Source organism: Nocardia sp. NPDC056000, from assembly GCF_042269265.1.
Lineage (GTDB): Bacteria > Actinomycetota > Actinomycetes > Mycobacteriales > Mycobacteriaceae > Nocardia.
Window position 1 is genome coordinate 328,077 of sequence record NZ_JBHJXS010000014.1, and the last position, 24,547, is coordinate 352,623.

The following is a 24,547-nucleotide window of genomic DNA, read 5'->3' on the forward strand; positions in this document are numbered from 1 at the left end:
CGGAACTACTGGTCGAAAGTGATGTGCAGGTCGTCGGATTCGGGCAGGGTCTGGCAGGCCAGGGTCAACCCCATGGCGAGTTCCTCGTCGATGAGGGCCTCGTTCATCAGCATGCGCGTCCTCCCCCGTTCCACGCGGCAGACACAGGTTCCGCAGGCGGATTCCCGGCAGACATACGGTGCGTCGATACCGTGCTCGAGCAGGACGTCCAGCAGTTTGCGGCCGCGCGGCCACGCGAGTTGGTGTGTCTGCCCGTCGATATCGACCCGCACGACGGCGGTATCCGCGTTCGATGGCGCCGCGGTTATGACCGCCGCTGCCGCCGCGGCCGTGACCGCCGGTGCGGGTTGCTCGAACGGGTTCTCCGTCAGCGAGCGGTATTCCTCCTGGCGGATGACGCGCTCGGATATCCGCAATTGTGCCAGGGCTTGCCGGGTAACCATAGTGAACCCGGCCGGGCCGCAGAGGTAGACCTCATAGCCGCGATAGGGCTTGGCCAGTCCGGCCAGACCCCGGGCGGTGGGCAGGCCCCGCTCGGATTCCAGCCAGTGCAGCACGGTGAGCCTTCGCGGATGGCGCTGTGCCAGCTGCCGCAGCTGTTCGGCGAAGATGATCGAGGACCGATCCCGATTGGCGTACAGCAGTGTGATTTTCGATCGGCCCAGCAACAACGCCGATTTGAGGATCGACATCACCGGGGTGATCCCGCTGCCCGCCGCGCACAGCAGCAGATCCCGATTCCAGTTGCGCGGCACGAAGTTTCCGGCGGGTTCGAGCACGGTGACGATCGATCCGGCCTCGATATTGTCGCAAATCCAGTTCGAGGCGTAGCCGTCCGGCGTGCGCTTGACCGTCACCGTCGGGCGGTCGCCGCAGTGCGGACTGCTGGAGAGCGAATAGCAGCGGGCCACCGATCCGGTGCGGTCGCTGGGCACCTGAAGGGTCAGGAATTGTCCCGGGGAATAGGCGAATCGGCGGCCGAGATCCTCCGGGATATCGAAGACCAGCGAGACCGCCTCGGCGGTCTCGCTGATGACCTCGCGCACCTTGATCCGGTGGGCGCGTGCGTTCATCCGGCTCTCCCCGAGCCCACGGCCACTTCGGGCGGCACCTCGTAGCCGATTCGATGCAGCAGCCAGGCACCCGCGGATTCGATGCGCTCCATCGAAATCGGCTGGGTCATACGGCGATTGACGCCGGGCGCGAGACGCAGCATGAAGTAGCCCAGCCACGCCTCGGTACGCACCGGCACCACCGCCAGATCGAAGCGCACCGCGCGCACCACCGCGCGGGCCACCAGATCCGGGCTCAGCGGCGAGAACGGCAGCCGTTCCGCGAAATCCTGTACCTGCCTGGCGATTTCCTTACCGCGCTGCACCAGCGCCGGATCGACGCCGACGGTGATGGCGTGATCGCCGATATTGGTGTTGATCACCCCGGGGCAGATGGCGCTCACACCAACGCCTTTCGGCGCGAGTTCGAGCCGCAGGCATTCGGTGAGCATCTTCACCCCCGCCTTGGACACCGAGTAGGCCGACATGACCGGGGTCGGCGTGAAGGCGGCGGCCGATGCGATATTGACGATATGCCCGCGCTTGCCCTCCTCGATCATCTGTTTGCCGAAGGCACGGCAGCCGTACACCACGCCGAGCAGATTGACCGACAGCTGCCGGTCCCAATCCTCGGGCTCCAGATCGAGAAACGCTCCGCTGACCAGGATTCCGGCATTGTTGACCAGTACATCGGGCACCCCGAGATCGGCGTGCACGTCCCGGGCGAAGGATTTCCAGGCCGCCGGATCGGTCACATCCAATTGCATGGCGACGGCGCGACGTCCCTCGGACTGGATCTTGGCGACGGTGGCCAGCGCGGCGTCCTTGTCGATATCGGAGACCACGACCTGCGCGCCGCCGCGCGCGAAGCGCAATGCGACCGCCCGCCCGATACCGCTGCCCGCACCGGTGACCACGACCAGGCGCGGCCGGATGTCATTGAGTTTCACGAGACCTCCTCGGACAGGGCCGCGATATCCGCCGGATGCGGTGCGCCCGTGCTGTACCGGTACACGTCGAGATCGAAATGCCGGTTCTGCCAATACATCTCGCCGTGCGTGGACGGCCGGAACGGGGAATCACCCTTGTTGTCGATGTAGTAGGTGTTCGAGCCCGCACAGACCGGGGTGAACAGGAAATTCTTCTCTTGCCGTTTCAGGCAGCGCTCGAAGTACTCGTCGTGCACCTCCTGCCGGATCTCGATCTCGGTGGCGCCCCGGCGATTCGCCTCCGCGATGGCGCGGCTCAGATGTGCGGAGGTGGCCTCGATCATCCAGATGTAGGAGCCGAGCACGAAGCCGTACGGCCCGGTGATGGTGAAGGCGTTCGGGAAGCCGGGCACCGAAACCCCTTGGTACGACTGGTACCGGTGCTCATCCCAGAATCGCTCCAGATCGAGCCCGCGCCGCCCGCGCACCGGGAAGGGCGGGATCGCGCCCTTGTCCCAGAGCTTGAAACCGGTGGCGCAGATGAGCACATCGATTTCGTGTTCGGTGCCGTCCGCGGTGAGCACGCCGCGTGCGGTGATGCGCTCGATGGAATCGGTGACCAGGCTGACATCGGATCGGTTGAACGTCTTCAGGTAGTCATTGGACATGGACGGCCGTTTGCAGCCGAGCCCGTACCGCGGGGTCAGCTTGTCCCGCAGCACCGGATCGTCCACCTGGCTCCGCATCCATCGGCGTATCGGCCCCTCGGCCAGCCGCCGCCCGGATTCGGTGAACCAGGGCGGACCGACCACCATTCCGCTCATGGCCAGTTCGGTGCCCAGATTTCCCGCGATGCGCAAGGCGGAGCGAATCCGCCTGCGGCCCAGTAGCTGTCGGCCGAGCGCGCCGATCTCGGCGTCGTTCTTCGGGAACACCCAGATCGGGGTGCGCTGGAAGACCGTGAGGTGCCCGGTCTCCTCGACGATCGCCGGGATCAATTGCAGCGCGGTCGCACCCGTGCCGATCACCGCGACCCGCTTACCGCGCAGCGAGACATCGTGATCCCACATGGCGGTGTGCACCAGGGTGCCGCCGAAATCGTTCAGCCCCTCGATATCCGGCATCTTCGGTCGTTCGAGACCGCCGATGGCGAGCACGATATGCCGTGCGGTGAGCTCGCGCCCGCCGTCGGCGGTCAACCGCCACAGGCTGTGCTCGTCATCGAATTCCGCCGCCACGATGGTGGTGTTCAAGCGCAGTTTGGATCGCAGCCCGTACTTGTCGACCATGCTCTCGGCATAGTCGCGAAGTTCACTGCCCGGCGCGAAGATCCGCGACCAGTCGCCGCGCTGCTCATAGGAGAAGCTGTAGATGAACGAGGGAATGTCCACCGCCACACCGGGATAGGTGTTGGCATGCCAGGTGCCGCCGACCCGATCCCATTTGTCGACGATGGCGAAGTCGTGAATGCCTTTGCGCTGGAGCGCGATACCGGTGCCGATGCCGCCGAAACCGGCCCCGACCACGATGACCTCGTGATCGGGACGAGTTCGGTCCGGCGCACCCTTGTCGCCGAAATTGTTCATCCGTGGTCCTCAGCCGATGCGATCGACGAGTTCGCCCCGCACACCGAACAATTCGACGCGCCAGCGTTCGAGCAGTTCGCTGGTGTCGATATCGTCGGGATGGAAGCCCGGCCGCATATACGGCCGCATCTCCAGCAGCAGGCCCTTCACGATCGGGCCGCGCACCAGTTTCACCGTCTGCCGGGCCACCTTGATCGGCCGCCAGCTGCGCGGATCGCTCAGGATGGAGGCGAACACCCCGAGCCCGACCACCGGAATGGTGAGGGCGTAGCTGCCCGCCATCAGACCGATGCGCACCACTTCCGAACCACCGGTGGCCCGATAGACGTCGAAGGCGACGGACTTGTGCTCGAGCTCCTCGAAAGCGTGCCAGTTCAACAGGTTCAGCACTTCGGGATCGCCGGGGAGAGCCTGGATCTCCGGCGTTCCGAGCACCCGGTGCGCCAGCGTCGCGGTGTAGTGCTCGGCCAGCGCGGTGACGGCCAGATGCACCTGTCGCGGCACCATATTCTCGACCGCGATGAGCGCGCGTTCGCGCCGCGCACCGGGATCGAAGGTGAAGACCCGCACGATCGGGAATCCGAGCCGGATGAGCTGCTCATTGAGCACGCGATGCTGCTGCCCGTGCACGGCCTCCTGCCCGATGAATCCGGCCACCCGCTTCTTGAGTACGGGATCGGTGATCTCACCGGAGAATTTGCGCACCGAGCGAATGAAGGATTCCTCGCCGGGCGGGAAGACCGCCGAGAGCACGGCGATCAGATGGGTGAGCGGAATATCGCCCTCGGCGAAGATGTGCGTCATCGGTTCGGGCTGGCCGAACCGGAATCGCATGCGCCGGACCTTGGGGTAGGGGGTGAGGGACTTGGCGTCCTGACCGATCGTCATTGGCCGGTCCTTTCTCAAATGGAGTTGTGTTTACTTCAGGTGGTCGACCAGTACGCCGTCATCGCCGAAAAGCTCTGTCTGCCAGTGCTTCAGCAGGGCGGTGGTGTCGATATCGTCGGGATGGAAACCGGGCCGCATGTACTTGGCCAGCTCGACCATGAGGCCGCGGAAGATGGGTCCGCGGAACAGGTCGTACGCCTCACGCGCGACCCGCACCGGCTGCCGGCGCGCGACCGGATCGCGGACGAGTGCGTACGCCAGGCTGCCGAAGGTGAACGGCAGCGTGAAGGCGTACAGCCCGGCCATCACGCCGATGCGCACACCTTCGGTGCCGCCCGCCGCGCGGAAGGCGTCGAAGGCCACTGATTTGTGTTCCAGCTCTTCGAGCGCATGCCAGTTGAGCAGATTCCAGAACTCGGGTTCGGCCGGGATGGACTGGATTTCGTCGCTGGAGAGCACGCGTTCGGCCAGCACGGCGGTGTAGTGCTCGGCCGCCGCGGTGGCGGCCAGATGCACCAGATCGGAGAAGCGCTCCTCGATGGCGAGCATGCGGGCGTGCGCCTGCTCGGTATCGATCCATTCGATGGGATAACCCATTTCGACGAGTTTGCGATTGAGCTGCCGATGCTCCTGGCCGTGTGTGGCCTCCTGGCCGACGAATCCGGCGATGCGCTTCTTCAGCAGTGGATCGGTGATGCGGTCGGCCACGCGGCGGACCGAGCGGATGAAGGATTCCTCACCGGGCGGGAATCCGCCGGAGAGTCCGGCGACGAAGTGGCTGAAGACCATATCGCCGTCGACGAAGTACTTATCGTTCGAATCGTGTTGGTCGAAGCGGAATTTGATCCGCCTGGCCTTCGGATAGGTGCCTGCTACGGGGGCAAGTGTCATCTCGACCATCCTTGGTGCAACACGGAGTACCTAGTACTGAGTGTTCGATGTGATGTCAGTGTAGGATTGTCCCAGACAGCTAGCAAGGGGTGCGTCGTAACGGATCGAATTAGAATCTGCCGCATGGCTTCCGATCCGCCGCGCGATCCCCTGCCCGAGATCCCGCGCGGTCCGGCGGCCGTGCTCAAAGGCGCGGGCATGCTCAAAGGCGATGCCAGACATGACCGCTGGCATACCCATCGCGCGCTGGTGCGCGCCGAACTCATCGAGGCCACCATTCGCGCCATCGACGCGCACGGGCCGGATCTGTCCATCGACGATGTGGTGAAAACGGCCGGTATACCTCGCCCCAAGCTGTATCGGTTCTTCGGCGACAAGGTGGAACTGCTGGCCGCGGTGAGCGGGCGGGTGCAGGAACTGATCGTGGAGCGGGTGACGCCACTGTTCGATCCGGCCGCCTCGGCGCGCGAGGCGATTCGCACCGCGCTGACGGCCTATATCGATCTGGTTTCCGAGCGGCCCAACCTGTTTCGGTTCATTGTCAGCTCGCATGTGGTGGCGGCGTTCGGGGCCGCGCGGCTGATCGAGGACGGGCGGCCGCTCTCCGACGCCGTCGCCGAATTCCTGTCCGGGGTGCTGCGCCTGCGCGGCGCGAACGGGGAGCACACCCAGTTCGTGGTGGACGCGCTGCTGGGCGCGGTCGGGCTCGGCGTACTGCGCTGGCTCAACGATCCGGTCATCGACGGTAAGGAATTGGCCGAACAGCTCACCCATTTCGCCTGGGGCGCACTGTCTTCCACGGCCGAGTCGCGCGGATTGATCCTGGATCCGGACGCGCCGCTGCTCAGCTGAGATCCGGTGGTCAGCTGAGATCCGGTGGTCAGCTGACGAAGCGCTCCACCATGCGGCGTTCGCTCGCGGCATCGGCGAGCGGCCAGCACAGCAGGGACAGCACCACCCGCACAATCCATTGCGCCGCTTCGTCATCGGGCGCGATACCGGTCAGCACGGTCGCGATCCGCCCCAATTCCGGTGAGGTGGCGAAGACCTCGTCGGTGCCGCCCGCGCGGTCCGCGAACCAGCGCGCCATGGCCGGATCCGAGCGCACCGCCGTCACCGAGGCGAGAATGGCCTCCACGATGCGGCGCGAACCCTCGTAGCGCCGCACCGCCGCCGCGACCCGTTCGGCCACCACCACGGCGGAATTCGCCATCACCGCGTCGATCAGCGCGGGCTTACCCTTGAAATGCCGGTACAGGGTGGCCCGGGAACAACCGGCGGCCGCCGCCACATCGTCCATGCCGACCCGGTCGAAACCCTTGGCCAGGAACAATTCCCGCGCGACCGCGACTATCCGATCACTGGCGAGCGAGCGGCGGACACCGCCCGCCAGCCAATCCACCCGGGGTTCGGCCGCCATCTCAGCCTCGCGATCCGTCGGTGGCCCCGGCCATCTCGCGGCGCACGGTGGTGGTGATCTGCGAGGTGGTCAGGATCATCGCGACCAGGAAGTCGATGAGCCGGGCCCGCTCGATATCCAGATCGCCGCGCAGCCATTCCGATACCAACTCCAGTCCGCCGTGCGAGATGGTGCGGGCGGCGAGTTCGGCGTCGATGCCGGTGACGGCGTCCGCGCCCAGCAACTCACGGCCCTGATCCAGCATGATGCCGCCCACGATGGCGACGAATTCGGCACGGCGGCGGCGCAATTCACCGGTGGTCTGCAAATCGACGAAGATGGCGCGGCGCACCGGATGGTCCGCGACCGCGGCGATTCCGGCCTCCACCACCGCGCGCAGGCGCACCCGGGTATCCGCGGGTTCGGTGGCGATGACGGCGACCAATTCGGCCATGACGGCGGCGAGTTCGATCTCCATGACCTCGAACAGCAATTGGTCGGTATCGGCGTAGCTCTCGTAGAAGTAGCGGTCGTTCAGACCCGCGCGAGCGCACAGCGCCCGCACCTTGAGCCCGGACAGGCCCTGCTCGGCAATGGTCGCCAGGGCGGCCTCGCGCAATTTCCCGCGCCGCTGCCGCATGCGCTCCTCGGCGCTGAGTCCGGCGTATCGCCCACGATCCGCTACCACGTGCCGCACCGCCCGTCCGAAATTCTCGGCAATTTTGGTGAAGCCTATCACCAAACGTACTGGTGACAGGCTCGGCCCGGTCCGATACCACCCCTGAGCAGGTCTGAGTGCATGAGAGATTTTCTCTCGAGTCTTGTCACGGTCGCCCGTCTGGTGGAGACTATTGCCAGATATCTGGTGAGGAAGTTCACCAGAATTGCGAAGGAGCTGCCCGATGACGCGCACTCGACCGTCCACCATTCCGACCCGGCACCCCGTGCACCCGGCCGCGGTGCCGGTACTGGGCCCGGTGGCCAAGCTGATGCGAATGCGGCCGCCCGACGATGCGGAGTGGACGGCCATGGGCGAGGCCCTGACCATCGGCGACCGGCCCATGGACGAGCTTGTCGAGTGGATGTACACGGCCGGAATGGGCAAGGTGCGGCCGCTCTTCGATCAGGCGCTGGAGCACGGTATCGACAATGTCCCGGACGCACCGGAACCGTTGCGCGCCTTCTTCACCCAGGTGGAGAACCCGCCCGCATGGGTGGACTGGAAGCGAATCGAACTGGGCGAGCGCATCTTCCAGGCCGCCGGACTCGACGGCATCTACCTCGCACGCGATGTGCCGTTCCTCGGCGGATTCGTCGCCTCCGGCATCAACCGCACGCTGCTGCTCACCAATACCGGTAAGAGCGGCGCCACCGGCGGCGGCCAGCGCTTCGCCGAAACCATGAAATGGGCGCTGGACGTCATCTCCGACGGCGGAATGCGGCCCGGCCGCAAGGGTTTTCGCTCCACGCTGCACGTGCGGCTTATCCACACCTTCGTGCGACGGCACGTCGCGAAACTGCCGGAGTGGAATGCCGAGGAATGGGGCGTGCCGGTCAATCAGACCGATATGGCCGTCACCATGCTGGGCGCGCTCTACGCGCCCGCGCTCACCGGGATGATGATGGGCAATGTCTTCACACCCAGGGAACTCGACGCCATCGTGCACCTCACCCGCTATGTCGGCTGGGTCATGGGGATCGAGGAACGGTACCTGCCCAACGGGTTCCTGGATGCCACCAAACAGCTCTACCACTATCTGAGCGTCCTCACCGCGCCCGACGACAGCAGTATGGAATTGGCCCGGCCCATGGCCGAGGACCCGTTGACCTGGCACTACTCCACACTTCCGGCGCTGCGCCGCAGAATCGCCTGGGCACAGCATCTTTCGATCAGCACGGCCTTCCTGGGGCGGGGCCGGATGCGGCAGCTCGGCCTGCCCGGCTATATGCCGCCCTGGTATCCGGTGGCGAAGTTCCCGGTCAATGTGGCGCGCTCCGGCGTCGGCATGCTGGTGCCCGGCTGGCGCGCTCGGCAGGCCCGCGCGGGGCTGCGCGCGCAGCAGTCGTTCATCAAGGTCCTGATCGGTCCGAAGGAGCAGGGGACGATCGGCGGGTCGGTCAACTACATCGGTCACGCGGCCTGAATCGCGGGCGCGGGCGCGCGCTGGCAGTATCACCAGCGCGCCCCGCGCGAAGTTAACCGCCCATCGAAGGAAATGCGTCAATGAGCCTGCCGCCCATCCTGTCCGAACGTCTGCGGCTGCCCGCCGTCGCGTCCCCCATGTTCATCGTCTCCGGGCCGGAGCTCGTGATCGCGCAATCCCGTGCGGGCGTGGTGGGTTCGTTCCCATCACTGAACGCCCGGCCGCAGGCGCAGTTCCGCGAATGGTTGATCCAGATCAACGAGGCGCTCGCCAAACATGACGCGGAACATCCGGAGCAGCCGTCCGCGCCGTACGCGGTGAATCTGATCGTGCACAAGAGCAATGACCGGCTGGAGGAAGACCTGGCCACGGTCGTCGAATTCCAGGTGCCGATCGTCATCACCTCGCTCGGCGCGCGCCCGGATGTGAACGAGGCCGTGCACTCCTACGGTGGCATCGTGCTGCACGATGTGATCAATGACGTGTTCGCGCACAAGGCGGTTGAACGCGGCGCGGACGGACTCATCGCCGTCGCGGCCGGTGCGGGCGGGCATGCGGGCGCGCAATCGCCATTCGCGCTCATCCAGGAGATTCGGGCCTGGTTCGACGGGCCGCTGCTGCTCTCGGGGGCCATCGCACACGGCCGGTCCATCCTCGCGGCCCAGGCGGCGGGCGCGGATCTGGCGTACATCGGCTCGGCGTTCATTGCCACCGAGGAGGCCAATGCGGTCGACGGCTACAAGCAGATGATCGCCGACTCCTCGGCCTCGGACATCGTGTACTCCAACCTGTTCACCGGTGTGCACGGAAACTACCTGCGCCCCAGCATCACCGCCGCCGGCCTGGATCCGGACAACCTCGGCCAGGCCGATCCGTCCGCCATGGACTTCGGCACCGGCGACTCCCCCACCATCGGGCCCAAGCCGTGGCGCGATATCTGGGGTTCGGGCCAGGGCATCGCCGCCGTCGACGCCGTGGTGCCCACCGCCGACCTGGTGGGCCGCCTGGCTCGCGAATACGCCGCGGCTAAGGCCCGACTGGCCCAGCTCTGACACACTCGTCGGGCGCACCGCCCCTTCGCCGGGATGACGGGGTATTGCGCCCGAATCAGCTTTCCGCGGGCGTCGTTTCGTTGATCGCGATGATCGGGAGGCGCAGTGCGGCGGGGGCGGTCGGGGGGACCATCGGGTTGTGTGGCGTGATCGGGGTGAGGCGTTCGTAGGGCGCACCGAGGGCGGGGCGCGGGTCGGGCTCATTCTTGTTGGGCCACAGCGATGTTGCGCGTTCGGCCTGGGCGGTGATGGTGAGGGAGGGGTTCACGCCGAGGTTGGCGGAGATGGTGGAGCCGTCGATGATGTGCAGGCCCGGATGGCCGTAGAGGCGGTGGTAGGGGTCGACCACGCCGGTGTCGGGGGAATCGCCGATGGCGCAGCCGCCGAGGAAATGGCCGGTCATGGGGATATTGAAAATACTGCTGGTGGCCGAACCCGTGGGGAAGCCATTGATTTTGGCCGCGACGCGGTGCGCGACCTCATGGCCGGAGGGGACCCAGGTGGGGTTGGGGTCGCCCTCGCCCTGGGTGGTGGTCATGCGGCGGCCGAAGAGGCCGCGCCTGGTGACCGTGGTGATCGAATTGTCCACCGATTGCATGACCAGCAGGCCGATCATCTGCTCGGACCAGTGGCGCGGGTTGTGCATTTTCGCGAGATCGCGCCGGTTCCTGGCCAATTCGCGGAGCCAGCGCCGACCGCGCGGCGGTTCGCCGCTGACCATGGCGGTGGTCATCAGGGCCAGGACATTGCTGCCCCTGCCATAGCGGACCGGTTCGATATGGGTGTCCGGGTCGGGGTGGATGGAGGAGGTGATCGCCACGCCCTTGGTGAAGTCGTTGTCGCGGTCGCGGCTCCGAACAGACAGCAGCTCTTCGGAATTGGTGCGGGACAGGTATCCGAGCCGGGGCGAGATATTCGGCAGTGAGCCGCGATCGCGAAGACGGTGCAGCAGGCGCTGGGTGCCGAGTGACGCCGCCGCGAAAATCACCTGTTCGGCGGTGAATTCGCGCCGCTGCTTGCGAATTCGCCGACCGGTGCGCACCGTCTCGATGGCATAGCCGCCGCCCGACAGCGGGCGCACATCGGTCACCGTGGTGAGCGGATGCACTGCGGCACCGGCCTTTTCGGCCAGGTAGAGGTAGTTCTTGACCAGGGTGTTCTTGGCATTGTGGCGGCACCCGGTCATGCACTCGCCGCAGTGCGTGCAGGTACGGCGGTCGGGGCCGACGCCGCCGAAGAACGGATCCGGCACATCCTCCCCCGGACGCCGGCCGGGTCCGCCGAAGAAGACGCCGACGGGTGTGCGCTGATAGGTGTCGCCGATGCCCATATCGTCGGCGACCTCGCGCAAAACCCGGTCCGCGGGCGTGGTGGCCGGATTGGTCGTCACGCCCAGCATGCGTTTGGCCTGGTCGTAGTGCGGAGCGAGTTCGGCCTTCCAGTCGGTGATATGCCCCCACTGCCGATCGGCGTAGAACTTGTCCGGCGGCTGGTAGAGCGTATTGGCGTACACCAGCGAACCACCGCCGACGCCCGCACCGCTCATGATGAAGGTGTCCTTGAGCAGGGTCAGCCGCTGAATTCCGAAGCAGCCCAGGGCGGGAGCCCACAGGAACTGCCGTGCGCGCCAGGAGGTCTTGGCGAATTCGTGGTCCTCGAACCGCCGCCCGGCCTCCAGCACGCCGACGCGATACCCCTTCTCGGTCAGGCGCAGGGCGCTGACACTGCCGCCGAAACCGGAGCCGATGACAATCACGTCGTAGTCGAAGCGCATACCGGAAACGCTACGACCAGCGGCGATGCGAGCGAGAATGCGTGGCGGCCAAGAAATCCACAGTTTCGGACATACTGGGGGTATGAGCACGCTCGAGGAGCCGGAGGTCCGCACCTGGAATTTTCCGCGCGGCACCGCCAGCGTCGCGGTCATGACCGAGTTCGCGGGCGAGCACGGGGTGCCGCTCGCGCGCATGCTGGCCGATACCGGGGTGAGCGTGGCACAGCTCGGCGATCCGGAGGCGCAGGTCTCCGCCGAGGCCGAACTCGCCGTGGTGCGCAATCTGGTGCGCGAGGTCACCGATGTGCCCGCGCTGGGCGTCGAGGTCGGGCGGCGCTACCGGATCAGCACCTTCGGCATCTTCGGCTACGCGTGCGTCACCAGTCCCACGCTGCGCGAGGCGATTTCGCTGGCACTGCGCTACTACCGGCTCGGTTTCGCGTTCTGCACGCCGATCGTGGAATCGCGCCCGCACGAGGTGATCACCTGGATTCACCACGACACCATCCCGGCGGATGTACAGCGCTTCCTGGTGGAGCGCGATATCGTCGCCATGCACCGGGTGATGAGCGATCTGCTGGGCGCGCGCGTCGATTTCAGCAGCGCCGAATTCTGCTATCCCGCAACCGATCAGGTCGATCGGATGGCCGCCCTGTTCGGGGTGCGCCCGCGTTTCGATCGCGCGCACACCATTTTCGGCATCGACCCGGATCTGCTGACTCGCCCGCTCCCCCAGGCCAATCAACCCACCTGGGCGGTATGCGTGGCGCAGTGCCGGGAACTGCTGCACCGGCGCAGCGCCCGCACCGGTATCGCCGCCGAGGTCCGCGATCGACTGCTGCCCGGTTCGGGCACAACGGGTTTCAGCACACCGCCCAGCCTGGACGCGGTGGCCCGCGACCTCAATCTCAGCACCCGCACGCTGCGCCGCCACCTGGTGGCCGCGGGCACGTCGTATCGCGCGCTACTGGACGAGGTGCGGCAGGCGCTCGCGGAGGAAATGCTCACCGCCACACCGCTATCCGTCGACGATATAGCGATTCGGCTCGGCTATGCCGAAGCGACGCCGTTCATCCACGCGTTCAAACGCTGGACCGGCACCACCCCGGCCGCGCATCGCCGCGCCCACCGCCGCGATTGAGCCCGCCCATCACCGCGATCGCTTGGATCGGCCCACCGGATACCTGATCGGCGGCCGAACCCACGCATCCGGAATCACCGCGATTTCAACACTGGTTCGCGACCGCTCCCAGCCTCATAGTGCAGGTCTGCGGCCCAGAGGGGGTCCACCCGCAGTGTGTTTCTGGAGGCAAGTCGTGACAAGTTCTCATCCCGCGCCGGAGTCATCCGGCGCCCGATCGTCGTGGTTGGACGCCCTCGGGCGGCTCGGCGCCGACTGGTGGTCCGTGATCGTGGCGGGCGTGGCCACCGTGCTCGCCATTTTCGATGCCCTGCCCAAGATTCCGTGGTGACGGCATGAGCGATACGGCGATCACCGCGAACACCACATCCGACGAATTCGATGAGACCACCGATAACGAGCCGCTCACGCTGAACCGGCTGCTGTCCTATCTGCCCGGCATCGCGCTGCTCATCGGCGTCGGCGTGCTCGGCAAGTACGCGCAGATCTGGTGGAATTCCCTTGCCAAGCACCAGCATTGGACCGTGCCCGATATCGAGTACGTGCTGTGGGCCATTCTGATCGGCCTGCTCATCACCAATACCGTTGGGCTGCACCGCATTTTCCGGCCGGGCGTGGGCACCTACGAATTCTGGCTGAAGATCGGCATCGTAGCGCTGGGCTCGCGCTTCCTGCTCGGTGATGTGGCGAAGCTGGGCGGCACCAGCTTCCTGCAGATCCTGGTCGATATGACGGTCTCGGGGGCCATCATCCTGCTGGTGGCGCGACTGCTGGGGCTGTCCGGCAAGCTGGGGTCGCTGCTGGCCATCGGCACCGCCATCTGCGGTGTATCCGCGATCATCGCCGGTAAGGGTGCGATCCGGGCGCGCAATTCCGATGTCAGCTATGCCATCGCCGCGATTCTGGCGCTCGGCGCGGTCGCGCTGTTCGCGCTGCCGCCACTGGGTCACGCCATGGGGCTGACCGATCACGAGTTCGGGCTGTGGGCCGGTCTGGCCGTTGACAATACGGCCGAGACCACCGCCACCGGCTACCTGTACTCCGATACCGCGGGCAAGGTCGCGGTGCTGGTGAAGTCCACCCGCAACGCGCTCATCGGCTTCGTGGTGCTGGGCTTCGCGGCCTACTGGGCCTCGCGCGGACAGGCCGATGCCATCGCCCCCGGCGTGCGGGCCAAGGCCGCGTTCGTCTGGGAGAAGTTCCCGAAGTTCGTGCTGGGCTTCCTGGCGGTGTCCGCGGTGGCGACCGCGCACTGGCTGACCAAGCAGCAGACCACGAACCTCGCCAATCTGTCGCGCTGGGCGTTCCTGCTCACCTTCGCGGGCGTCGGGCTGAATGTGAATATTCGCGAACTGGCGCGGACCGGCTGGCGACCGCTGGTGGTCGCCATCGTCGGACTCGTCACCGTCGCGGTGGTCTCACTCGGCCTGGTGCTGTTCACTTCTCGCGTGTTGCATTGGAGCATCGGGGTCTGACCGCGCACCGGGAAATACGAATCGGGTTGTCACACGGCATGTGTGGCAACCCGATTCGTTTGTCTGCCTACGCGGCTATGCGCCGCGCTTCAGCACGGTCGCGCCGGATTCGGCGAAGCGGTCCGCCAGGAAACTCAGGGCCGGACGCGCGAAAGACAGTGCGCCGGTGATGTGTTCACGCCTGGGCATGGACAGCATGGTGACATCGACACCGAGCGATTTCCACTGCTCGGCCAACCGGACGGCCTGCGGGTAGGGAATGATCTGCTCGGCGGTGCCGCCCGCCACCAGCACCGGCGTCGCGGGGGCGATCGCGCCGAGCTTGTTCTCCAGCAGGCGCGCTCGCACCTCGGGCACCTCGAACGGCATCCGGTAGCAGTAGGTGGAGACCTTCGTCGGCACGACCAGACCCAGGCCGATACCGGCGACCGCGGCGGGAATCGCGTGCGTGCGGCGCAGGACCGCGGCCAGCGCCCGGCCCGCGGGCTTGAGGTATTGCAGCACATCGAGTTCCGGGTACGCGGCGTCGAGTCCGAGCACGCCGTAGAACAGCAGGAACGCGTACGGGGTGCCGTCCAGGAACTTGATCATGTCGACCAGATCGGCCGGAGCGGAACCCACCACGCCGCCCGCGAGCGGCAGATCCGGGGCGTAGGAGGGCTGCAATTGCAGCGCCCAGCCCGCGGCGCAACCGCCCTCGGAGTAGCCGTAGATGCCCAGCGGGCCGTTCGGATCCAGGCCCGCGGCGGTCAGGCGGCGCGCGGCGCGCACGCTGTCCAGCACGGCGGGGCCGAGCGAGCGGCCCATGACGTACGGGTGCGTACCCGGATTGCCGAGTCCGGGATAGTCGGTGATGGCCAGCGCCCAGCCGCGCCGCAGGGCGGCGGTGATGAAGAGCGATTCGTATTCCAGGCCGAAACGGAACTGCCAGGAGGCGGCGGCGACCTTGTCGGCCAGGCCCTGGGTGCCGACGGCGTAGCCGACCAGCGGCCGCGAGCCCGGACCGCGCCACGGTTCGCGCGGAACCAGCACGGTGCCGGTGACCTGCGTCGGATCGCCGGATCCGGTGGTCGTCGTGTAGTTGATGCGCCAAGCGCGGGCGGGCAGTCGCACCCCGGGCAGCAGGTACGCCGTCATCGGCTCCGCCGCCAGCACGCGCCCGGGACCCAGCCCGTCGTATGCCTCGGTGGAGCCTCCGGCACCGACCGCCGCCTCGTCGAAGCGGTTGGTGAACGCAGTCATCGTTGCCTGCCTTTCGAACACAAACACACGCTATGCAGTTGTCGCACAATCGAATCCGAACGTTTATCACTGTCCGGGACAGTGCGGCATTCCGCCCACGATACCGAAAATGGGACGAAGTGACAGGTTATGGACCAACAGCTCCCACTCGGTGGGACGGAAAAGGACTCGGGGCCGCCCGAGAAATACCCGCGCGGCCAGGCACGTTGCCCGCACTGTGACCACACCCCTGCGCATACTGCTGATCTCGGGCAGCACCCGGGACAGTTCCACCAATACCGCCGCGCTGCGCACCATCGCGGCCGGGGCCTCGGCCGATTTCGTGACGACGCTCTACGACGGGCTGGCGCACCTGCCCCAGTTCATCCCCGGCGATGACCCCGCCCCCGCGACCGTCGAGGCCCTGCGCAAGCAGCTCGGCGATGCCGACGCGGTGCTCATCTGCACGCCCGAGTACGCGGGCATGATTCCCGGCAGTCTCAAGAACCTGCTCGAATGGACGGTCGGCACCGGCGATCTGGTGGACAAGCCGGTGGCGTGGATCAATGTGGCCTATCCCGGCCGCGGCGACGCGGCGATCGAAACCCTGCGCACCGTACTGGGTTACGTGAGCGCCGATATCGCCGAACCGGCATCCGGGCGGATCACCGTGGTGCGCGAACAGCTGGGCCTGGACGGTCTGGTGGCCGAAGCCGAGGTGCGCGAACGCCTCGACGCGGTGCTGCCCGCCTTGGCGGAGTACATCCGCGCGAAAGCGGCCTGAGCGGCGAAAAGCGCTCCACCGCAAGCGGTATCACGGCGGCTCCCTTAACCGGGGAGCCGCCTTTTTCATACCCCCGGTGGGTATGAAATGAATCACGGATCTCACCATTCCCTCGGCATACCCCCCATGGGTATACAAGAACGCATCGAACTTTCGAAGGAGTGAGACCGTGTCCATCGCTACTCAGGCGCCACCGTCCTCGCGACGGTGGGCCGCCCTCGCCCTCATCGCCCTGGCCCAGTTCATGGTCATCATGGACACCTCGATCATCGGCGTCGCGCTGCCGGAAATGCAGGGCGCGCTGGGGTTTTCGCAGGAGAACCTGAGCTGGGTGTTCAATGCCTACGTGGTGGTCTTCGGCGGACTGCTACTGCTCGGCGGCAAACTGTCCGACATTCTCGGCGCACGCCGGATATTCCAGACCGGCTGGGCGATCCTCGGCCTCGGATCACTGCTGGCGGGCCTGGCCTCCTCCGCCACGGTCGAACTGATCGGGCGCGGTATCCAGGGTGCGGGCGCGGCGCTCATCGCGCCCTCGGCGCTGACCCTGCTCATGATGCTGTTCGGGGCGAATCCCCGGGAGCTGACCAAAGCGTTCGCGGTGTACGGCGCGGCCGCGCCCGCGGGCGGCACGGCGGGTGTCTTCCTCGGCGGGCTGATTACCGAATACGCCTCGTGGCCTTGGGTTTTCTACATCAATATCCCGCTGGCGGTACTGGCGCTGATCGCGGCTCCCGCCCTGGTTCCCGGCGGCGCGCTCGCACCGCACGGTTCGGTGGACCTGCTCGGCGCGCTCACCGCCACCCTGGGGCTCGGCGCGGCGGTGTTCGCCGTTGTCCGCGCACCGGAGGCGGGCTGGCTGTCCGGGGCCACCTGGGGAGTGCTCGCGCTGGCCGCGGTGCTGCTGATCGCGTTCCTGGCCATTCAGATTCGCCGTAGCGAACCGCTCATGCCGCTGTCGGTGTTCCGGTCGCCCAACCTGGGTGCGGCCAATCTGGCGCAGTTGCTGCTCGGTGCGGCGTGGGTGCCCATGTGGTTCTTCCTGAACCTGTACCTGCAACAGGTGCTCGGCTATTCGGCGTTCCCGTCGGGTGCGGCGCTGCTGCCGATGACCGCGCTCATCATGGCGGGCATGGTGGCGCTGTCACCGAAGTTGTTCGCGCGCTTCGGCGCTCGCACCATGATCGTCGCCGGACTGCTGATTCTGGCCGCCGGGCTGGTGTGGCTGTCCTTCGTGCGCGCGGACGGGAACTTCCTGGTGGATGTGCTGCCGGGTTCGCTGGTCGCGGCGCTGGGCATGTCGCTGGCGTTCGTGCCGTCGCTGCAAACCGCCATCTCGGCCGCGCCGCCGGAGGAGGGCGGGCTGGCCTCGGGCATCGTGAACACCGGTTATCAGATCGGTTCGGCGCTGGGCCTGGCGGCGGTTACGGCGATCGCCTCCGCCGCCGGAGCCGAAAAGCTCGGCGACACACTGGCTCTCACCGACGGTTTCGCGGCGGCGTTCCGCGCGGCCGCGGTCATCGCCGCGGTGGCGGCCGTGGCGGCGGTACTCACCTTCCGCCGCGCGGCGCGGTAACCGAACACACCGCGGTGGCGAGTCTGCTCGCCGCCGCGGTATCGCGTTGATCGCGCCCCGAGCGGACCGCGGTCAGTCCTTCTTGGCGAGACCGCCGTACGCGCCGGAACGTTCCGGATTCTCGCCGATATCGGCGGGATCCTCCGGACGCCACAGCGGCAGCTGCACCAGGCCGGGCTCGAGCAGGGTCCAGTCGCCGAAGTAGGCGGCGATCTCGTCCCGGCCGCGCAGCGTGATCTCGGTCGAGGTGCGGCCGGAGAGCTTCTGCGCGTCCAGCACCTCCTGCGGCTGGCCGTCCGCGGTGGCATGGGTGATGGCGACATAGCTGCCGGGTACGCAGGCATCCAGCAGTTTCGCCACGGCCGCGGCCGGATCGGACTCGTCGGGCACGAAATGCAGTACACCGAGCAGCAATACGGCGATCGGACGCTCGAAGTCCAGCAGGCGCCGCACATCCGGATTCGCCAGAATCGAATCAGCCTGCGCCACATCGGCATGGATGACGGCGGTGAGCGGATTGCCGTCCAGGATGGCCTGGCTGTGCGCGACCGCCACCGGATCGATATCGACGTAGACCACCCGGGCCTGCGGGTTCCGGGCCTGCGCCACCTCGTGCACATTGCCGACGGTGGGGATGCCCGAACCCAGGTCGAGGTACTGGTCGATGCCCGCATCGGTCAGCAGGCGCACCGCGCGGCGCAGCAGATCGCGGTTGGCGCGCATGGTCTCGGCGACGTTCGGGGTGAACTTCTCGATCATCTGCGCGAGTTCGCGGTCGATCTCGAAATTGTGCATACCGCCGACGAAGTAGTCGTAAACGCGGGAGGCGCTGGGGCGATCAAGATCGATGCCCTCCGGTGCCCAACTCGGTCTGGTCATCGATTCCTAGCCCCTCTCGAACCTGCTACCAATCGTGAAGCGCCGCAATGGTATATCACCGGCGGCCACGGGGGCGGGGTTCGCGGGAGCGGAGCTGCGGGGCTACCATCGACCCTCATGGCGTCGGATCCCGGGGGTGGGCCGGAGCAGGGTGGCCCGCACGCCGAACTGGTCGATCAGTGGGTGGCCGCGCTCGACAGCGGAGCCCGCGATCACGTCGTGCCCATGAGCCGCGACGAGACCATCGCACTGCTCGCCCGGCTGGCCGGGCAGGTCGATGCCGCCGCGCGCAATGGCGAGCCCGCCGAACGGGTGGCCGAACTCGGCGCGGAACTGGCGCGGGCGCACTTCGTCGGGGATGAGGTGCTGGGCCGCTGCGTCTCGGTGCTCGACGCGTATTTCGCTCAGGAGAACGCGATTCCGGCCACGCGTGCCGCAGAGTTGCTGGGCGCCTTCACAACCGGCTATGTCCGCGCCTTCCGGCGCTGGCTGCTCACCGAGCAGGAAAGCGTGCGGGTGGCGGAGATGACCGCGCGATTACGCATGCAGGAACAACTGCGAGCCAGTGAGGCGCGATTCCGAGCGGTGTTCGCGCAGGCCGGAATTGGCACCGGATTGTCCGATATGACCGGACGCATCATCGAAGTGAACGCCGCTTTCGCGAATATGCTCGGCTACACCCCCGCCGAGATGTGCGCCCTCGAAGTCACCGATCTCAGCCATCCCGACGATGATCCGGAGATGTGGCCGCTGTACGCGTCGGTGCTACGCGGGGATGTGGACAACGCGCAGTTGGAGAAGGCGTATCCGCACCGGGACGGGCGCACCGTGTGGACCAATATCAATGTCTCGCTGATTCGCGATGATCACGGTCAGCCGCAGTACACGCTCATTCTGGTGGAGGACATCTCCGAGCGGCGCGCGCTGCGCGAGCGGCTGCACTATCGCGCCCACCACGATCAGCTGACCGGGCTGGCCAATCGCTCCCGCTTCTTCGACGCGCTCACCGCCGCCTTCACCGATCCGGACAGCCGGGTGGGGCTCTGCTACGTGGATCTGGACCATTTCAAGGCCGTCAACGACACCTTCGGGCATGCGGTCGGCGATGAGCTGCTGGTGCAGGCCGCCGCGCGGCTGGACGCCTGCGCGGACGGCTTCGGCCAGCTGGTCGCCCGCATCGGCGGTGACGAATTCGTGGTGCTGGTGCCGAACTCCACCGCCGAGGTGGATGAGATCGCGCGCTGCGTGCGCCGCGCCTTCACCCATCCGTTCGAGGTGCAGGGACATCGGCTCACCGTCACCGCCAGCGTCGGCATCGCCGAGGAGTACGCGGCGCATACGACAGCCGACGACCTGCTGCAGGCCGCGGACTATTCGATGTACTGGGCCAAGGCGGCGGGCCGTCGCCGCCGCCGAACCGACACCGCCGCAGGCTGATTCGGCGCGGCGTTAGAGGGCGTGGATGTCGGCCAGCACCTGGAAGGCGACGTCGGCGGCATCGGTGAGGGCGCGGATCTCACCGGCGGTGGCGTCGCGCAGGGCCGGATCCTCCAGGGCCAGGCCGTTTCCGAAGATCACGACGTTCGCGCCGAGGTCGGCCAGGACCAGCAGGGGTTTGGTGGCGACACCCTTGCCCACCAGCAGGTCCAGGCCCTCGCCGACGAAGTAGAAGCGCCACAGCGGGCCGAGATCGGCGTTGTAGACCTCTTTGGTGCGGTCCACGATGACATCGCCCGCACCCGCGATGGCGGCGACGATCTTGAAGTAGTCGGGGGCGTTCTCGGGGCGGGTGCCGATCGCGGCGATGGAGTACGACAGGTCCACCGCGAGATGCGCGCTGTAGCCGGACATGGCCACCCGCGCCCCGGACAGCTCACACCGCGCCGCCTGCGCGAAGTAACGCGCCCAATGGGATTCGACCGCGCCGCCGGTGAATTCGGCATGCAGGTTGTTCAGGTAGCGGCTCAGTAGCTCGAGGCTGATGGCGTGCGCGTAATCGCGGTCCTGGAAGGCGGTGGGATCCTCCTGCAGGGGCATGACCGCGACCTGTTCGACGCCGTCCAGGCCGATGCCGAACAGTCCCCGGCGATCCTTGTGCGCGGTGAGGATCTCGGTGATCTCGTGATTGCGCCGCACGGCGGTCTCCAACCGCTGCAACGCATCCCCGGTCAGGTCTGAAGTGTCCGATAGTCGGCCGATTGTCCCGATTTCATCGGCGGAGAGCGGCGTTCCGCAGAATGCGGGAGCCACCTCGGTCGCACCGGCCACCGGCATTCCGGAAAAGGCCAGTACGGCAGCGGTAGTCGTCAGAAGAAGCCCGATCCGGGCGGAAGTCCACACGGCCAGGAAGTGTACGGACCGGTCTGACTACCTGCCCGGTACGCACCGCCGTGCCAACCCCCCTTGGCATGAAAACGGCCCGCGTGCAGTGCACGCGGGCCGAACTTCCCCGGCATCCCGGCACGTCTTCGGCCGGGATGACGATGCGCTATTCCGTGACGTCGGGGAAGGCTTGCTGGCGGTAGCCGCCGCGCAGGGTGCCTTCGACGTACGCGGTCTTGCAGGCGCGGCGGGCGATCTTGCCGCTGGAGGTGCGCGGAATGGAACCGGCCGGGACGAGCAGCAGATCGCGGACGGTGACGCCGTGCCGTTTGGCGATGGCGGTGCGCACCGCCTCGGCGATGGGCTCCGGTTCGAGTTTGGCCGCGCCGGTGCCGCGTTCGGCCACTATCACCAATTGCTCGGCATTGTCGCCTGGATCCAGGGTGAGCTTCACACCGTTCGGCGTGGCCGCCTCGACCGGCATCTGATTCGCCGAAACCGAGAATGCCGCAACGAATCCCGGGCGCAGCGCGGTGCTGGACTCCTGCGCGGAGTACTCCAGATCCTGCGGATAGTGATTGCGCCCGTCCACGATCACCAGATCCTTGACGCGGCCGGTGATGTAGAGCTCGCCGTCCAGGTACGAACCGAAGTCGCCGGTGCGCATCCAATCCGCGTCGTCATCCGCGCCTTCGGCGTGACTGCCTTGCGGCTGACGGACTTTCAGGCGATTGCGGAAGGTGGCCTCGGATTCCTCGGGGCGACCCCAGTAGCCGATGCCCATATTCTTGCCGTGCAGCCAGATCTCGCCGACCTCGCCCTCCGGCTTCTCCGCACCGGTCTCCGGATCGACGATCACCGCCCACTGCGACAGCGCCACGTAACCGCAAGACACCTGGGACACAGCGTTTTCCGCGTCCGGACTGACCTCGGTCATGCGCCCGGCGTTGAGTTCGGTGCGGTCCACGTAGACCACCCGCGCCTCATCCTCGCGCTTGGTCGCCGAGACGAACAGCGTCGCCTCCGCCATGCCGTAGCAGGGCTTGATCGCGGTCTTGGGCAGACCGTACGGCTCGAAGGCGTCGTTGAACTTCTTCATCGACGTCACCGATACCGGTTCGCTGCCGTTGATCAGGCCGATCACATTGGAGAGGTCGAGTTCCTCACCCGGCTTGGGCAATCCGCGCGCCGCGGCATGCTCGAACGCGAAATTCGGTGCGGCGGCGAAGATCTCGGCGCCGTCCTCCTGCGCGGCCAGTTCTTTGATCCAGCGGTACGGCCGGCGCACGAAGGCGCTGGGCGACATGATGGTGATGAACTTGCCGCCGATGGTCGGCAGGATGACCGTCAACAGGCCCATATCGTGGAACAGCGGTAACCAGGTGACGCCGCGCGCTTTCTCGGTGATACCAACGGTATTGATCACCTGCAGCAGGTTGGTGCCGACCGCGCGGTGCGTGATCTCCACACCGGCGGGCGTGCGGGTGGAACCGGAGGTGTACTGCAGGTACGCGACGCTGTCGATATTGATGTCCGGGCGCACCCAGGCGGAACCGACGCTGTCCGGAATCGCTTCCACCGCAATGATGCGCGGCCGTTTCGGCGCGGGCAGATCCCGGAAGATCTCGCGCACACCGGGTGCCGAGGGACCGATCGTCAGGATGGCCGCGGGCTGACAGTCGTCGAGCACCGCGTGCAACCGATCCGAATGACCCTGCTCATCCGGGTCGAACAGCGGCACCGCGATACAACCCGCGTAGACCGCCGCGTACATGGCGACGATGTAGTCCAAGCCCTGCGGCGCCAGGATGGCGACTCGATCGCCCGGCTGCGTCACCTGCTGCAACCGGGCTGCCACCGCGCGCAACCGGACACCGAACTCGTTCCAGGTCAGCTCGAAATACTCACCGTCGCGTTCGCGGGAGTAGTCGACATAGCGGTAGGCGAGCTCATCCCCTTGCGCCGCAGAGTGCTTGTCGACCAGGTCGATCATGGTCTGGTTGCTCGGCATCTGAATATTGCCGCGTTCGTCCAGATAGTCATCAATGGTCTCGCCGATCATTCCCTATCCTTTTTCAACTCACAGAAATGACTGTGCAGTGACACCGAACAAGAATCGACACCGAAGCCCGAGAAGTAGCTGGGGCTGGGGAAGACTAGCAGGTGTCCATGATGCACGTCACTCAGTACCGGCCGAAGGCCAGGGCTACGTTGTGGCCGCCGAAACCGAACGAGTTGTTCAGCGCGTACTCGTAGGTACCGGAGCGCGCCGAACCGGCGACCACGTCAAGGTCGATTTCCGGGTCCAGATTGTCCAAATTCAAGGTGGGCGGGATGATTCCGTCACGCACGCTGAGCACGGTGAGAACCGATTCGAGCGCACCCACGGCACCGATGGAATGGCCGAGCGCGGACTTCGGCGCGTAGACAGCTGCGTGGTTGCCGACGGCCTGATAGATGGCGTTCGCCTCGGCCGTATCGCCGATCGGGGTGGCGGTGGCGTGCGCATTGATATGCGACACATCGGATTTGGAGATACCGGCGTGTTCCATGGCGCGGCTCATGGCGCGGGCGGCCCCGGTGCCCTCCGGATCGGGCGCGACGAGGTGGAAACCGTCGGATGTGATGCCCGCGCCCATGATTCGGGCGTGGATCTTCGCGCCGCGGGCCAGCGCGTGCTCCTCGGTTTCGATGATCATGAGCGCGCCCGCCTCACCGAAGACGAAACCGTCGCGATCGCGGTCGAAGGGGCGCGAGGCGGCCTTCGGATCGTGGTTGCGGGTGCTCATGGCGCGCATCATGGAGAAGCCCGCGATGGGGAGCGCCTGGATGGAACCTTCCACGCCGCCGGTGATCATCATGTCGGCATCGCCCATGACGATCTTCTGCCAGGCGTTCGCGATTGCCTCCGAACCGGACGAACAAGCCGAAACAGGCGTTGTCACACCGGCCCTCGCGCCCAGCTCCACACTGACCACGGCCGCCGGACCGTTCGGCATGATGGTCTGCACGGTCAGGGGCGAGACCTTGCGGTAGCCGCCGCTGGAGAGTTTGTCGCGCGCGATGATCAGCATTTCCGCACCGCCCAGACCGGTGCCGATGGCCACGCCGAGGCGATCGCCGTCCACCTCCGGACTGCCCGCGTTGCGCCAGACCTCGCGGCCCAGCACCAGCGCCATCTGCTCGACATACGAGGTGCGGCGGCATTCCTCACGTTCGAGGACCGAGGTCGGCGACACCTTCAGATGTCCGCCGATGCGCACGGGCAGGCCGAAATCGTCGAGGAAGCTGTCCTCGAGAACGTCGATCCCGCTCTCGCCGTTGAGTAGGCCCTTCCAGGTCGAATCGACGTCACCGGCGATGGAGGTGGTGGCCGCCAAGCTGGTGACCACGACGTTCGGGAACTTCCTTTTAGGCGTCTGCATGATCGTTCA

General features: G+C 66.6%; 22 protein-coding genes. 9 read left to right on the forward strand and 13 right to left on the reverse strand.

What is annotated here, in order from left to right:
- Positions 1–5 precede the first annotated feature (5 nt).
- Genes ACFC4D_RS36715 through ACFC4D_RS36735 form a run of 5 tightly spaced genes read right to left on the reverse strand, consistent with a single transcriptional unit; the run spans position 6 to position 5,346 of the window.
- Positions 6–1,073, reverse strand: coding sequence for a 2Fe-2S iron-sulfur cluster-binding protein (locus ACFC4D_RS36715; protein WP_376070334.1), 1,068 nt, complete (start codon positions 1,071–1,073; stop codon positions 6–8).
- Positions 1,070–2,002, reverse strand: a complete 933-nt coding sequence (locus ACFC4D_RS36720) for an SDR family NAD(P)-dependent oxidoreductase (protein ID WP_376070337.1) — start codon at positions 2,000–2,002, stop codon at positions 1,070–1,072. Before ACFC4D_RS36720 ends, ACFC4D_RS36715 begins: the two co-directional genes overlap by 4 nt.
- A complete protein-coding gene (locus tag ACFC4D_RS36725; RefSeq protein WP_376070340.1) occupies positions 1,999–3,567 on the reverse strand; it encodes a flavin-containing monooxygenase in 1,569 nt (522 codons plus the stop codon). The genes ACFC4D_RS36720 and ACFC4D_RS36725 overlap by 4 nt, the downstream gene beginning before the upstream one ends.
- Positions 3,568–3,576: 9 nt before the next feature.
- Positions 3,577–4,455 carry a metal-dependent hydrolase gene (locus tag ACFC4D_RS36730; protein WP_376070343.1) on the reverse strand — a complete coding sequence of 293 codons (879 nt, stop codon included), beginning with the start codon at positions 4,453–4,455 and terminating at the stop codon, positions 3,577–3,579.
- Positions 4,456–4,485: 30 nt separating this feature from the next.
- Positions 4,486–5,346, reverse strand: a complete 861-nt coding sequence (locus ACFC4D_RS36735; protein WP_375955683.1) for a metal-dependent hydrolase — start codon at positions 5,344–5,346, stop codon at positions 4,486–4,488.
- Between the two features lie 198 nt (positions 5,347–5,544).
- On the opposite strand from ACFC4D_RS36735, the gene ACFC4D_RS36740 reads away from it, so the two are divergent.
- On the forward strand, positions 5,545–6,198 hold the full coding sequence (locus ACFC4D_RS36740) for a TetR/AcrR family transcriptional regulator (protein ID WP_375956109.1): 654 nt from the start codon (positions 5,545–5,547) through the stop codon (positions 6,196–6,198).
- Between the two features lie 28 nt (positions 6,199–6,226).
- Here the strand turns inward: ACFC4D_RS36740 and ACFC4D_RS36745 are convergent, their stop codons facing one another.
- Positions 6,227–6,766 carry a TetR/AcrR family transcriptional regulator gene (locus ACFC4D_RS36745; protein ID WP_375955684.1) on the reverse strand — a complete coding sequence of 180 codons (540 nt, stop codon included), beginning with the start codon at positions 6,764–6,766 and terminating at the stop codon, positions 6,227–6,229.
- 1 nt (position 6,767) lies between these two features.
- Positions 6,768–7,433, reverse strand: coding sequence for a TetR/AcrR family transcriptional regulator (locus ACFC4D_RS36750; RefSeq protein ID WP_376070346.1), 666 nt, complete (start codon positions 7,431–7,433; stop codon positions 6,768–6,770).
- Between the two features lie 214 nt (positions 7,434–7,647).
- Between ACFC4D_RS36750 and ACFC4D_RS36755 the strand changes: the two genes are divergently transcribed.
- Both ACFC4D_RS36755 and ACFC4D_RS36760 read left to right on the forward strand, forming a co-directional pair.
- Positions 7,648–8,889, forward strand: coding sequence for an oxygenase MpaB family protein (locus ACFC4D_RS36755; protein WP_376070348.1), 1,242 nt, complete (start codon positions 7,648–7,650; stop codon positions 8,887–8,889).
- A gap of 80 nt (positions 8,890–8,969) precedes the next feature.
- Positions 8,970–9,941 (forward strand): NAD(P)H-dependent flavin oxidoreductase, encoded by a 972-nt coding sequence (locus ACFC4D_RS36760; protein WP_376070351.1) that lies wholly within the window; start codon positions 8,970–8,972, stop codon positions 9,939–9,941.
- Positions 9,942–9,996: 55 nt separating this feature from the next.
- Here ACFC4D_RS36760 and ACFC4D_RS36765 read toward each other — a convergent pair whose 3' ends face one another.
- Positions 9,997–11,715 (reverse strand): GMC oxidoreductase, encoded by a 1,719-nt coding sequence (locus ACFC4D_RS36765; protein WP_375955691.1) that lies wholly within the window; start codon positions 11,713–11,715, stop codon positions 9,997–9,999.
- Between the two features lie 82 nt (positions 11,716–11,797).
- On the opposite strand from ACFC4D_RS36765, the gene ACFC4D_RS36770 reads away from it, so the two are divergent.
- The 3 genes from ACFC4D_RS36770 to ACFC4D_RS36780 all read left to right on the forward strand — a co-directional run bounded on the left by ACFC4D_RS36770 (position 11,798) and on the right by ACFC4D_RS36780 (position 14,331).
- Positions 11,798–12,856: an AraC family transcriptional regulator gene (locus tag ACFC4D_RS36770; RefSeq protein WP_376070353.1), complete on the forward strand. Its 1,059-nt coding sequence runs from the start codon at positions 11,798–11,800 to the stop codon at positions 12,854–12,856.
- Positions 12,857–13,031: 175 nt separating this feature from the next.
- On the forward strand, positions 13,032–13,187 hold the full coding sequence (locus tag ACFC4D_RS36775) for a hypothetical protein (RefSeq protein ID WP_364628794.1): 156 nt from the start codon (positions 13,032–13,034) through the stop codon (positions 13,185–13,187).
- Positions 13,188–13,191: 4 nt separating this feature from the next.
- The gene (locus ACFC4D_RS36780) at positions 13,192–14,331 is read left to right on the forward strand and encodes a YeiH family protein (RefSeq protein ID WP_376070355.1); all 1,140 of its coding nucleotides are present in this window, start codon (positions 13,192–13,194) and stop codon (positions 14,329–14,331) included.
- Between the two features lie 75 nt (positions 14,332–14,406).
- Here ACFC4D_RS36780 and ACFC4D_RS36785 read toward each other — a convergent pair whose 3' ends face one another.
- Positions 14,407–15,573: a lipase family protein gene (locus ACFC4D_RS36785; protein ID WP_376070358.1), complete on the reverse strand. Its 1,167-nt coding sequence runs from the start codon at positions 15,571–15,573 to the stop codon at positions 14,407–14,409.
- Positions 15,574–15,790: 217 nt separating this feature from the next.
- On the opposite strand from ACFC4D_RS36785, the gene ACFC4D_RS36790 reads away from it, so the two are divergent.
- Entirely contained in the window at positions 15,791–16,336 is a 546-nt protein-coding gene (locus ACFC4D_RS36790; protein ID WP_376070361.1) for an NADPH-dependent FMN reductase, read from the forward strand.
- A 175-nt stretch (positions 16,337–16,511) separates the two neighbouring features.
- A complete protein-coding gene (locus ACFC4D_RS36795) occupies positions 16,512–17,912 on the forward strand; it encodes an MFS transporter (RefSeq protein WP_376070410.1) in 1,401 nt (466 codons plus the stop codon).
- 72 nt (positions 17,913–17,984) lie between these two features.
- Here the strand turns inward: ACFC4D_RS36795 and ACFC4D_RS36800 are convergent, their stop codons facing one another.
- A complete protein-coding gene (locus tag ACFC4D_RS36800; RefSeq protein ID WP_376070364.1) occupies positions 17,985–18,791 on the reverse strand; it encodes an SAM-dependent methyltransferase in 807 nt (268 codons plus the stop codon).
- A gap of 117 nt (positions 18,792–18,908) precedes the next feature.
- On the opposite strand from ACFC4D_RS36800, the gene ACFC4D_RS36805 reads away from it, so the two are divergent.
- The gene (locus ACFC4D_RS36805) at positions 18,909–20,228 is read left to right on the forward strand and encodes a diguanylate cyclase domain-containing protein (protein WP_375955703.1); all 1,320 of its coding nucleotides are present in this window, start codon (positions 18,909–18,911) and stop codon (positions 20,226–20,228) included.
- Between the two features lie 12 nt (positions 20,229–20,240).
- Here ACFC4D_RS36805 and ACFC4D_RS36810 read toward each other — a convergent pair whose 3' ends face one another.
- From ACFC4D_RS36810 to ACFC4D_RS36820, 3 genes are all read right to left on the reverse strand, one after another.
- On the reverse strand, positions 20,241–21,131 hold the full coding sequence (locus ACFC4D_RS36810; RefSeq protein WP_375955705.1) for a DUF5995 family protein: 891 nt from the start codon (positions 21,129–21,131) through the stop codon (positions 20,241–20,243).
- Positions 21,132–21,279: 148 nt separating this feature from the next.
- Positions 21,280–23,172, reverse strand: a complete 1,893-nt coding sequence (gene fadD32, locus ACFC4D_RS36815; protein ID WP_375956115.1) for a long-chain-fatty-acid--AMP ligase FadD32 — start codon at positions 23,170–23,172, stop codon at positions 21,280–21,282.
- 124 nt (positions 23,173–23,296) lie between these two features.
- The gene (locus tag ACFC4D_RS36820) at positions 23,297–24,538 is read right to left on the reverse strand and encodes a KasA/KasB family beta-ketoacyl-ACP synthase (RefSeq protein ID WP_364628774.1); all 1,242 of its coding nucleotides are present in this window, start codon (positions 24,536–24,538) and stop codon (positions 23,297–23,299) included.
- Positions 24,539–24,547 lie beyond the last annotated feature (9 nt).

Coding starts and splice junctions, on each gene's coding strand:
- ACFC4D_RS36715 (WP_376070334.1), bottom strand. CDS start 1,073: ATGAACGCACGCGCCCACCGGATCAAGGTGCGCGAGGTCATCAGCGAG.
- ACFC4D_RS36725 (WP_376070340.1), bottom strand. CDS start 3,567: ATGAACAATTTCGGCGACAAGGGTGCGCCGGACCGAACTCGTCCCGAT.
- ACFC4D_RS36730 (WP_376070343.1), bottom strand. CDS start 4,455: ATGACGATCGGTCAGGACGCCAAGTCCCTCACCCCCTACCCCAAGGTC.
- ACFC4D_RS36735 (WP_375955683.1), bottom strand. CDS start 5,346: ATGACACTTGCCCCCGTAGCAGGCACCTATCCGAAGGCCAGGCGGATC.
- ACFC4D_RS36740 (WP_375956109.1), top strand. CDS start 5,545: ATGCTCAAAGGCGATGCCAGACATGACCGCTGGCATACCCATCGCGCG.
- ACFC4D_RS36745 (WP_375955684.1), bottom strand. CDS start 6,766: ATGGCGGCCGAACCCCGGGTGGATTGGCTGGCGGGCGGTGTCCGCCGC.
- ACFC4D_RS36755 (WP_376070348.1), top strand. CDS start 7,648: ATGACGCGCACTCGACCGTCCACCATTCCGACCCGGCACCCCGTGCAC.
- ACFC4D_RS36760 (WP_376070351.1), top strand. CDS start 8,970: ATGAGCCTGCCGCCCATCCTGTCCGAACGTCTGCGGCTGCCCGCCGTC.
- ACFC4D_RS36765 (WP_375955691.1), bottom strand. CDS start 11,715: ATGCGCTTCGACTACGACGTGATTGTCATCGGCTCCGGTTTCGGCGGC.
- ACFC4D_RS36770 (WP_376070353.1), top strand. CDS start 11,798: ATGAGCACGCTCGAGGAGCCGGAGGTCCGCACCTGGAATTTTCCGCGC.
- ACFC4D_RS36780 (WP_376070355.1), top strand. CDS start 13,192: ATGAGCGATACGGCGATCACCGCGAACACCACATCCGACGAATTCGAT.
- ACFC4D_RS36785 (WP_376070358.1), bottom strand. CDS start 15,573: ATGACTGCGTTCACCAACCGCTTCGACGAGGCGGCGGTCGGTGCCGGA.
- ACFC4D_RS36800 (WP_376070364.1), bottom strand. CDS start 18,791: ATGACCAGACCGAGTTGGGCACCGGAGGGCATCGATCTTGATCGCCCC.
- ACFC4D_RS36805 (WP_375955703.1), top strand. CDS start 18,909: ATGGCGTCGGATCCCGGGGGTGGGCCGGAGCAGGGTGGCCCGCACGCC.
- ACFC4D_RS36820 (WP_364628774.1), bottom strand. CDS start 24,538: ATGCAGACGCCTAAAAGGAAGTTCCCGAACGTCGTGGTCACCAGCTTG.